6 protein-coding genes are annotated in these 10,719 nt (G+C 68.2%); 4 read left to right on the forward strand and 2 right to left on the reverse strand.

Features of this window, described 5'->3' with window-relative positions:
- Positions 1–4: 4 nt before the first annotated feature.
- Entirely contained in the window at positions 5–832 is an 828-nt protein-coding gene (locus tag AC3WRR_RS15775; protein ID WP_010814176.1) for a ferritin-like domain-containing protein, read from the reverse strand.
- A gap of 430 nt (positions 833–1,262) precedes the next feature.
- Here AC3WRR_RS15775 and smc point away from each other — a divergent pair, with 430 nt between their 5' ends.
- From smc to def, 4 genes are read left to right on the forward strand one after another with little or no spacing between them, the layout of a single operon-like run.
- The gene (gene smc / locus AC3WRR_RS15780) at positions 1,263–4,778 is read left to right on the forward strand and encodes a chromosome segregation protein SMC (protein ID WP_010814175.1); all 3,516 of its coding nucleotides are present in this window, start codon (positions 1,263–1,265) and stop codon (positions 4,776–4,778) included.
- Entirely contained in the window at positions 4,775–6,100 is a 1,326-nt protein-coding gene (locus AC3WRR_RS15785; RefSeq protein ID WP_037024882.1) for a cell division protein ZipA C-terminal FtsZ-binding domain-containing protein, read from the forward strand. Before smc ends, AC3WRR_RS15785 begins: the two co-directional genes overlap by 4 nt.
- 12 nt (positions 6,101–6,112) lie before the next feature.
- Complete coding sequence (gene ligA, locus AC3WRR_RS15790; protein ID WP_010814173.1) at positions 6,113–8,242, forward strand: NAD-dependent DNA ligase LigA; 2,130 nt, start codon at positions 6,113–6,115, stop codon at positions 8,240–8,242.
- A gap of 14 nt (positions 8,243–8,256) precedes the next feature.
- Positions 8,257–8,790, forward strand: coding sequence for a peptide deformylase (gene def / locus AC3WRR_RS15795; protein ID WP_010814172.1), 534 nt, complete (start codon positions 8,257–8,259; stop codon positions 8,788–8,790).
- 88 nt (positions 8,791–8,878) lie between these two features.
- Here def and AC3WRR_RS15800 read toward each other — a convergent pair whose 3' ends face one another.
- Positions 8,879–10,630 (reverse strand): pseudouridine synthase, encoded by a 1,752-nt coding sequence (locus AC3WRR_RS15800; protein ID WP_011615473.1) that lies wholly within the window; start codon positions 10,628–10,630, stop codon positions 8,879–8,881.
- Positions 10,631–10,719 lie beyond the last annotated feature (89 nt).

The following is a 10,719-nucleotide window of genomic DNA, read 5'->3' on the forward strand; positions in this document are numbered from 1 at the left end:
TGCTTCAGTGCAGCATGACCCGCGACACCATTGCCACCAGTGGCGTCCGTACCGCGCGCTCGACGCCGCGGTGCAAGTGCAGCGGCCGCAGCAGCATCTTCACGGTCATTTCGATGGGGATATTGCGCCGGATCACCCCGGACACGCGCGCATTGAGCGCGCGCACCTCGGCTTCTGACACCGCTTCCACACCGCGCTCCATGCGCAGCACATTGCGCAGCGCGATCGCGGCGTCCTCGTTCTTGATCTCCAGCAGCCGGCGCGCCAGCGCACCCAGCACGCGCAGCCGGCCCAGCCGCTCGGATGCCGCAAAGCGGTTGAAGTACTGGTAGAAGTGCTTGTAGTGCCGCACCTCGTCGTTGGAGATGCGCCGCGTCAGGTCGCGCAGCACCGGTTCGTCGCTGGCCTGTTCCAGCGCGCGGTAGTAGGCGGCGGTGCCGGTTTCCACCACGCAGCGGGCCGCCATTTCCAGGCCCTCGGTCGGCTCGAACTGGTCGATCGAGCAGGTCTTGCTGTACTCGTCGAAGAAGCGTGCATAGCCGCGCTCCCAGTTGAATTCCGGCCAGACATGCTCGACATAGCGCCGCAGCGCCAGCCCGTGCTGCAGTTCCTCGGCTTCCCAGTGCTCGGCAAGCCAGTCGGCCGCGTCGGGCACACGGGCGTAATAGGTGGCAAGGTTGCCTGCATAGGTGTCGGATCCGCTCTCGATGAACGAGGCCGACACCAACAGGTAGAAGAGATCGCGGTCGCCGCGTACGCGTTCCACGTCGATCGCCTGGTAGTTGATGTCGCTGACAGACCACGGCCGGGCGGCCGTTGACGGTTCACTCATGCTCTGTCCTCCTGGTTGGCCAAAGGCTGCGACGGGCGTTCATGGGCGTTTGGCTCGGAGCGCATCCGGAGTCACGCCGACAGATCAGAGACTAGCATTTACCCTAATTAGTTTCCCGGCGATTGGCCGGCAACGCTGGCTGACAGCGCCCACGGCGCCTGCCAAAGTGCTTGCGGAAACGCTTGTAAGGGGCGGAATAGCAAGGGAAATCGGCCATGGGATATGACGCCGGGGCGACTGCCAAACGGGCCGGCGAAGGCATCTGCGATGGTATGATTAGCCCCAATTCTCGGGCCCGAGGGGTATTTTGAGGTGCTGGCGTCACGCCGCGCCGGCTCCCGCGCAGCCCGGCTTTCTGAACAGTGCAATAGCCCCGATACCAGGCCGACCCGGTTCCGATACCGGAGTGGCCGATACCACACGAGAAACCGTGCGACTATCCTCGATCAAGCTGGCGGGCTTCAAGTCATTTGTCGATCCCACCAATTTTCAAGTGCCCGGCCAACTGGTCGGCATCGTAGGTCCCAACGGCTGCGGCAAATCGAACATCATCGATGCGGTGCGCTGGGTGCTGGGTGAGTCACGTGCGTCAGAGCTGCGTGGCGAATCCATGCAGGACGTCATCTTCAACGGCTCCACCGCGCGCAAGCAGGCCGGCCGGGCGAGTGTCGAACTGGTGTTCGACAATGCCGAGGGCCGCGCCGCCGGCCAGTGGAGCCAGTACGCCGAAGTCGCGGTCAAGCGCGTGCTGACCCGCGACGGCACTTCGTCCTACTACATCAACAACCAGCCGGTGCGCCGGCGCGACATCCAGGACATCTTCCTGGGCACGGGCCTGGGCCCGCGCGCCTACGCCATCATCGGGCAGGGCATGATCTCGCGCATCATCGAGGCCAAGCCCGATGACATGCGCATCTTCCTGGAAGAAGCCGCGGGCGTGTCCAAGTACAAGGAACGCCGCCGCGAAACCGAAAACCGCCTGTCCGACACGCGCGAGAACCTGACCCGCGTGGAGGACATCCTGCGCGAACTCGGCAGCAACCTCGAAAAACTGGAAGGCCAGGCCGAGGTGGCGCAACGCTTCAAGACGCTGCATGCCGACGGCGAAGAAAAGCAGCACCTGCTGTGGCTGCTGCGCAAGCGCGAGGCCCAGCAAGAGCAGGAACGCCACCAGCGCGCCATCGAGCAGGCCCAGATCGACCTGGAAGCGCAGACCGCGCAGCTGCGCCATGTCGAAGCCGAGCTCGAAACCATGCGCGCCGCGCATTACGCGGCGTCCGATGGCATGCACGCCGCGCAGGGCGCGCTGTATGAGGCCAACGCCGAAGTTAGCAAGCTCGAAGCCGAGATCCGCTACGTGGTGGAATCGCGCAATCGCGTGCAGGCCCAGATCGCCGCGCTGACCGGGCAGCGCGAGCAGTGGCAGGGCAAGGCCGAACAGGCCACCGACGAGCTGGCGCAGGCCGAAGAAAACCTGGCCGTGGCCGAAGGCCGCACGGTCGAGGCGCAGGAAGCCGTCGCCCACAAGAACGACGAACTGCCGACGCTGGAAGGGCAATGGCGCGACGCCCAGCAACTGCTCAACGAGCAGCGCGCCGGCATCATGCAGGCCGAGCAGGCCCTGAAGCTCGAAGCCGCGCAGCAGCGCAGCGCCGACCAGATGCTGCAGCAGCTGGAACAGCGCCGCGAACGCCTGTCGGCGGAAGAAAAGGGCCTGGACCGTCCCGACGAGACCCGCCTGGAGCAGGCCCGCGCCGAGCTGGCCGAGCAGGAAGCGCTGGTCGAGGAAGCCCAGGCCGTGCTGGCCGACGCCGAAGAGAGCGTGCCGCGCCTGGACGAAGCGCGCCGCGCCGCGCAGGCGCGCGTGCACAGCGAAGCCTCCGCAATCGCCACGCTGGAGGCGCGCCTGTCGGCGCTGCGCCAGCTGCAGGAGAACGTGCAGACCGACGGCAAGGTGCAGCCGTGGCTGGCCAGGCATGAGCTGGCCGAGCTGCCCCGCCTGTGGAAGAAGGTCCATATCGAGCCGGGCTGGGAAAACGCGCTCGAATCCGTGCTGCGCGAGAAGCTGGCCGCGCTGGAAGTGTCGAACCTGGACTGGGTCAAGGCCTTCCTGTCCGACGCGCCGCCGGCCAAGCTGGCGTTTTACTCGCCGCCGGCCGCCGCCCGTCCGCTGGAAACGCCTGCCGGCCTGCGCCCGCTGATGTCGCTGGTCCAGATCACTGAGCCGGGCATCCGCGCCGTGATGCAGGACTGGCTGGCCGATATCTATGTCGCCACCGACATGGCGCAGGCGCTGGCCGCACGCAACACGCTGCCTGACGGCGCGTCGTTCGTCGTGGCCGAGGGCCACCTGGTGGGCCGCAACGCCATCCAGATCTACGCCGCCGATTCCGAGCAGGCCGGCATGCTGGCGCGCGAGCAGGAGATCGAAAATCTGCAGAAGCAGGCGCGCGCGCAGCTGCTGCTGTCCGACGAAGCCAAGACCCAGGCGGTGCGTGCCGAAGCGGCCTACACCCAGGCCAGCCAGGGGCTCGGCGATGCCCGCGCGCGCGCCGAGCAGGCTACCCGCCGCGTGCACGCGTTGCAGATGGACGTGCTCAAGCTGTCGCAGGCGATGGAGCGCTACTCCGCCCGCAGCGGCCAGATCCGCGAGGAGCTGGACGAAATCCACGCGCAGATCGAGGAACAACGCGCCATCCGGGCCGAATCCGAAGCCAGCTTCGAGCAGCATGACGCCGCGCTGGCAGAGATGCAGGCCACTCACGAAGACCAGCAAATGGCCTTCGAGGCGCTGGACAGCAAGCTCTCGGGCGCGCGCCACCAGCTGCGTGATTTCGAGCGCGCCGCACAGGAAGCCCTCTTTGCCGAGCGCAACCTGGCCAGCCGCATCGACGAGCTGCGCCGCAATATCCAGGTGGCCGCCGACCAGGCCGAACGCATCGCCGAATCGCTGGAAAACGCCCGCGCCGAGCTGGAGACCATCAACGAGCAGACCGCGCATACCGGCCTGCAGGAAGCGCTGGAGCGCCGCGCCGAGAAGGAAGAAAAGCTCACCATCGCGCGCACCGAACTCGATGCGCTGTCGGCGCAATTGCGCCAGCACGACGAGCAGCGCCTGGCCGCCGAGCGCAGCCTGCAGCCGCTGCGCGACCGCATCACCGAGCTGCAGCTCAAGGAACAGGCCGCGCGCCTGAACCAGGAGCAGTTCAGCGAGCAGCTGACCGCGGCCGAAGTGGACGAGGCCGCGCTGGCCGACAAGCTGACCGGCGATCTGAAGCCGTCATACCTGCAGGGCGAAGTCACGCGCATCAACAACGCCATCAACGCGCTGGGCCCGGTCAACATGGCCGCGCTCGATGAACTGGCGGCGGCGCGCGAACGCAAGACCTTCCTCGATGCGCAGTCGGCCGACCTGAACGACGCCATCAATACGCTGGAAGACGCGATCGCCAAAATCGACCAGGAAACCCGCGCGCTGCTGCAGGGCACCTTCGACCAGGTCAACCATCATTTCGGCGAGCTGTTCCCGTCGCTGTTCGGCGGCGGCCAGGCGCGCCTGATCATGACCGGCGAGGAAATCCTCGACGCCGGCGTGCAGGTGATGGCGCAGCCCCCGGGCAAGAAGAACTCGACCATCCACCTGCTGTCGGGCGGCGAGAAGGCGCTGACCGCGATTGCGCTGGTGTTTGCCATGTTCCAGCTCAACCCGGCACCGTTCTGCCTGCTGGACGAGGTGGACGCGCCGCTGGACGACGCCAACACCGAACGCTACGCCAATATGGTGGCGCGCATGTCGGACAAGACTCAATTCGTTTTCATCTCACATAACAAGATTGCCATGGAAATGGCTCATCAACTCATTGGCGTGACCATGCAGGAGCAGGGCGTTTCGCGTATCGTGGCCGTGGATATGGACGCGGCGGTTTCGATGGCGGAGGCAGCATGAAACTGAACATGGACCTGCAGACCGCGCTGATCGTCGCGGGCCTGGTTTTCGTGGTACTGGTGTTCGGCTACAACCAGTGGCAGATCCGCAAGGCGCGCCGCCCGCGCGAGCTCAGCCCCGAAGACGACCTGCCGCCGATGCGCGAGCCGGTGGTCGGGCAGGGTACCGCGCCGGAAACCGCCGCGCGCCTGCACGAAGCCGCTGCCGAACAGGCACCGCGGCGTGAGCCGACGCTATCTCCGGCGCAGGCCACGGCCGGTGCCGCGGTGGCGACGGACAGCAACCATGCGGCTGCCGCCGCTGCGGCCGCCGCAAGCACCGCGGACGCCGACGAAGTCGTCGCCGAGGAAGTGTCCGTCGCGACCGCCGCGACGCATGCCGAGGCCGCCGAGGACGAGGCTGAAGCCAAAGCCGAGGCCACTCCGGCCCCGGTTCCCGCACCTGCACCCGCCCCAGCTCCGGTGGCCGCCGTGCCCGATGGCCAGCCCACGCCTGCCTTGATCGATCCGCTGATCGACTGCATCGTGCCCCTGCACCTTGAGCGCAAGGCCTCCGGTGACCGCATCCTGCCGCTGACCGGCCGGCTGCGCCGCGCCGGCACCAAGCAGGTCCATATCGAGGGCCTGCGCACCGAAGCCAATGCATGGGAGCCGGTCACCGCCGGCCACCAGTACGAAGACCTGCAGGTCGGCGTGCAGCTGGCCAACCGCGGCGGCCCGCTCAACGCGCTGGAATTTTCGGAGTTCATCACCGCGGTGGAGTCGCTGGCCGAGTCGCTCGACGCTTCGGCCGACCTGCCGGACATGAGCGAGACCGTCGCCAATGCGCGCGAGCTCGACGGCTTTGCCGCCGGCTGCGACGTGCAGCTGGGCGTCAACGTGATCTCGGATGGCGCGCCGTGGTCGGCGGCGTACGTGCAGAACGTTGCCACGCAGGACGGGCTGGTGCTGTCGCGCGACGGCACGCGTTTTATCCGCTACCAGGCCAATGCCGAGGGCGTGCAGCGTCCGCTGTTCACGCTGCAGTTCGGCGACACCAACTTCCTGCGCGACGACCTGACCGTCAAGGCCGGCCGCCAGATCACGCTGCTGCTCGACGTGCCGGTGGCCGACCAGGCCGCCAAGCCGTTCAAGACCGTGTGCGAATACGGTCACACGCTGGCCCAGCGCATGGGCGCGCAGCTGGTCGACGACAATATGCGGCCGCTGACCGAGGCCTCGTTCGTCGCGATCTTCAGCCAGCTTGAAACGCTGTACAACAAGCTGGAAGCGCGCGGCATGCCGGCCGGTTCGTTGGTGGCGCAGCGCCTGTTCAGTATCTAGCCGGAGCCTGCCATGACCGCAACACACCGCGGCGCGCAGGCAGATGCCTCCGCGCCCGCCGGCCCCTTGCCGCCCGAAGCCGCCGCCAAGCGCGTGGCCTGGCTGCGCGACGAGCTGGATCGCCACAACTACCAGTACTACGTGCTGGACGCGCCTACCATTCCCGACGCCGAGTACGACGCGCTGTTCAGCGAGCTGCAGGCGCTGGAGCTGGAGCATCCCGAACTGCAGACGCCGGACTCGCCCACCCAGCGCGTGGGCGGCGAGCCGCTGTCGGCCTTCGATTCGGTGCGCCACCGCGTGCCGATGCTGTCGCTCAACAACGGCTTCGCCGACGACGACGTGCTGAACTTCGACCGCCGCTGCGCGCAGGGCCTGGGCCGCACCGCGCCCGCAGCCGGCGAGCAGGACCTGTTCAGCGCGGCCGATGCGGTCGAGTACGCCTGCGAGCTGAAGTTCGACGGCCTGGCCATGTCGCTGCGCTATGAGGACGGCAGGCTGGTGCAGGCCGCCACCCGCGGCGACGGCGAGACCGGCGAAGATGTCACGGTCAACGTGCGCACCATCAAGGCGATCCCGCTGAAGCTGCGCGGCCAGGCTCCCGCCGTGCTTGAAGTGCGGGGCGAAGTCTTCATGTACCGCGGCGACTTCGACAAGCTCAACGAACGCCAGGCCGAGGCCGGCGAGAAGACCTTCGTCAACCCGCGCAACGCCGCCGCGGGCAGCCTGCGCCAGCTCGATCCGCGCATCACCGCCAAGCGGCCGCTGTCGTTCTTCGCCTACGGCCTGGGCGAGCTGCAGGGCGTGGACCGTCCGCCCACCCACAGCGCCATGCTCGACGGCTTTGCCGCGCTGGGTCTGCCAGTGTGCAAGGACCGGGCGGTGGTGAAGGGCGCGCAGGGCCTGCTGGATTTCTACCGCGATATCGGCCAGCGCCGCGACGCGCTGCCGTATGACATCGACGGCGTGGTCTACAAGGTCAACGCACTGGCCGAACAGGAGCGCCTGGGCTTTGTCTCGCGCGCGCCGCGTTTTGCGCTGGCGCACAAGTTCCCGGCGCAGGAAATGACCACCATCGTCGAGGACATCGAAGTGCAGGTCGGCCGCACCGGCGCGATCACGCCGGTGGCGCGGCTCAAGCCGGTGTTTGTCGGCGGCGTCACGGTGACCAACGCCACGCTGCACAACGAGGACGAGATCCGCCGCAAGGACGTGCATATCGGCGACACCGTGATCGTGCGCCGCGCCGGCGACGTGATCCCGGAGGTGGTCGCCGTGGTGACCGAACGCCGCCCCGACGATGCGCGCGCGTTCGTGATGCCGACTGCCTGCCCGGTCTGCGGCTCGCATATCGAAAAGCTGGAAGACGAAGCCATCGCCCGCTGCACCGGCGGCCTGATCTGCGCCGCGCAGCGCAAGCAGGCGCTGCTGCACTTCGCGCAGCGGCGCGCCATGGATATCGAAGGCCTGGGCGACAAGCTGGTCGAGCAACTGGTCGACCAGGGCATCGTGCGCACGCCGGCGGATCTGTTCAAGCTGGGCGTGGCCAAGCTGGCCGCGCTGGAGCGCATGGCCGACAAGTCGGCGGCCAACCTGGTGGCGGCGATCGACGCGTCGCGCGAGACCACCATGAACCGCTTTATCTTCGCGCTGGGCATCCGCCATGTGGGCGAAGCCACCGCCAAGGACCTGGCCAGGCATTTCGGCAAGCTCGATGCGCTGATGGCAGCCGACGAAGCCGCGCTGCTGGAGGTGAACGACGTCGGCCCGGTGGTGGCGCAGTCGATCGCGCACTTCTTTGCCGAGCCGCACAACGTCGAGGTCATCGAACAACTGCGCGCCGCAGGCGTACACTGGACGGAAAGCGAGCCGGTGGCCAAGGCCCCGGCGCCACTGTCGGGCAAGACCTTCGTGCTGACCGGCACGCTGCCCACCATGTCGCGCGAGGACGCCAAGGAACTGCTGGAAGCCGCCGGCGCCAAGGTGGCGGGTTCGGTATCGAAGAAGACCGACTACGTGGTCGCGGGCGCCGAGGCAGGCAGCAAGCTCGACAAGGCCGAGGCGCTGGGCGTGCCGGTGCTGGACGAGGCCGGCATGCTGGCGCTGCTGGCAGAGGCCGGCGCCGCGCCGGCACAGGAATAACCGGGGAAACAACCATGATCCGCGAGATTCTCAAGATGGGCGATCCGCGCCTGCTGCAGGTGGCGCGGCCGGTGGAGCGCTTCAATACGCCGGAGCTGCGCACGCTGATCGAAGACATGTTCGACACCATGGACCACGCCAACGGCGCGGGCCTGGCCGCGCCGCAGATCGGCGTGGACCTGCAGGTGGTGATCTTCGGCTTCGACCGCAACCCGCGCTACCCGGACGCGCCGACCGTGCCCAAGACAGTGCTGATCAATCCGGTGCTGGAAATGGAGTCCGACGAGATGGAGGACGGCTGGGAGGGCTGCCTGTCCGTCCCCGGCCTGCGCGGCGTGGTGCCGCGCCACCTGCGGCTGAAGTACAGCGGCCATGACCTGATGGGCAACCGCATCGAGCGCGTGGCCGAGGGCTTCCATGCGCGTGTGGTGCAGCATGAGTGCGACCACCTGCAGGGGATCCTCTATCCGATGCGGATCAAGGACTTCAGGCAGTTTGGGTTTACGGAGGTGTTGTTTCCGGATCTGCCGCCGAATAACGACGATTGAAGAGCTGTGCGGCGCGGTATCGAACCCGCGCAAGGCGCAAAAAAACCGGTCCCCAGGACCGGTTTTTTTGTGTCGGCGAATTCCGGAATCAGAACTTCTCAAACTGCCCCAGGAACCGCCACTTGCCCGGCGGCAGGTCCCCCAGCACCACGCGTCCCATGCGCACGCGCTTGAGGCCGACCACCTGCAGCCCGACCTGCTCGCACATCCGACGGATCTGGCGCTTGCGGCCTTCGCGCAGCACGAAGCGCAGCTGCTCCTCGTTCTGCCAGCTCACCTTGGCCGGCTTGAGGGGAACGCCATCCAGCGACAGCCCGTGGCGCAGCAGCTCGAGATCATCGGCCGGGAATTCCGCGCTGATATTGCGCTCGACCACGCCCTGCGGCGAGTGCCAGATCACGCGCACCAGGTATTCCTTCTCGACGGTCGAATCCTCGCCGATCAGCGCGCGCGCGACGCGGCCGTCCTGCGTCAGCACTAGCAGGCCGGTTGAGTCGATATCAAGGCGGCCGGCGGGTGCCAGGCTCTTGCGTTGCCACGGGGCAAAGCGCTTGCGCGTGGGATCGCCTTCCCACTGGTTCTCGGGGGTGAACAGCACCGCGGCCGGCTCGTAGCCGTCTTCGGCCTGGCCGGAGACGTAGCCCACCGGCTTGTTCAGCAGCACCGTGACACGCTCGCCTTGTTCGGAGCGCGCTTCCTGCATGATCTCGATCTCGGCGTCGGGGCGGATGCGGCTGCCCAGTTCGGTCACGGGCTTGCCGTCGACCAGCACCCAGCCGTGCGGGATCCATTCGTCGGCTTCGCGGCGCGAGCACAGGCCCAGTTCGGACATGCGCTTGGACAGGCGCACCAGGCCATCGTCGTGGCTGGACTCGGCGCGGGCGGGCTTTTCCTGGCGCGCGGCCGGTGCCTGCTGGCGTGCCGGGCCTGCGGTGCGGATGCGGTCGGCGGTGTCGCTGAAGCGGCGTGCCGGCGCGGTGCCTTCACGGCGGCGCTCGCCCGACGGCGCGGGGCGCGGGCGCTGGTCGTCATCGCCATAACGGCGCGGACGCGAGTCGGCGCCTTCGAAGCGGCGGGGACGGTTCTCGTCGTCGCCATAGCGGCGCGGGCGCGAGTCGGCGCCTTCGAAGCGGCGAGGGCGGTTCTCGTCATCGCCAACGCGGCGCGGACGCGATTCGGCGCCTTCGAAACGGCGGGGGCGGTTGTTGTCCTCGCCAGCACGGCGCGGCGGACGCGAATCACCGCCCTCGAAGCGGCGCGGCGGGCGCGCTTCGCCGCCTTCGAAACGGCGCGGACGTGCCTCGCCGCGATCGTCGCCCGTGCGGCGCGGGCGGTTGTCGTCGTCGCCAAAACGGCGCGGCGGACGCGAATCGCCGCCCTCGAAACGGCGCGGACGTGCCTCGCCCCGGTCATCGCCAGTGCGGCGCGGGCGGTTGTCGTCGTCGCCGAAGCGGCGCGGCGGGCGCGCCTCGCCGCCTTCGAAGCGGCGCGGACGTGCCTCGCCCCGGTCATCGCCATAACGGCGGGGACGGCTTTCGTCATCGCCGAAGCGGCGCGGACGCGCCTCGCCGCCTTCCGGGCGGCGCGGGCGTGCCTGGCGTTCGCCGTCAGCGGGACGCGGCGCGCGGGCCTGCGCTTCGCCCTGGGCCGGACGGCCGCCGGTCTTGCCGCCGGCGCGCTCCTGGGCGCGCTTGATGCCTTCGGAGACGGCTTGCACGCGCTTGCGGTTCAGGTCGGACACGCGCACGGGGCGGGTACCGGTCTTGCGCGCGGCCGTGCCGGTGTCGCTGGCGGCCTTGATACCTAGCGTCTTGCGCTTCGGCGAATTGCTGTCGGTCATATGTTGATGCTGCCCGCCCGCCTCAGATGGCGAGGGCGGCGAGCAAGTCCTGTTCAAGCTGAATCTGCAATCGGTTGTCGGCCGCCACG

The organism is Cupriavidus sp. FW305-3-2-15-C-LB2, assembly GCF_058787575.1.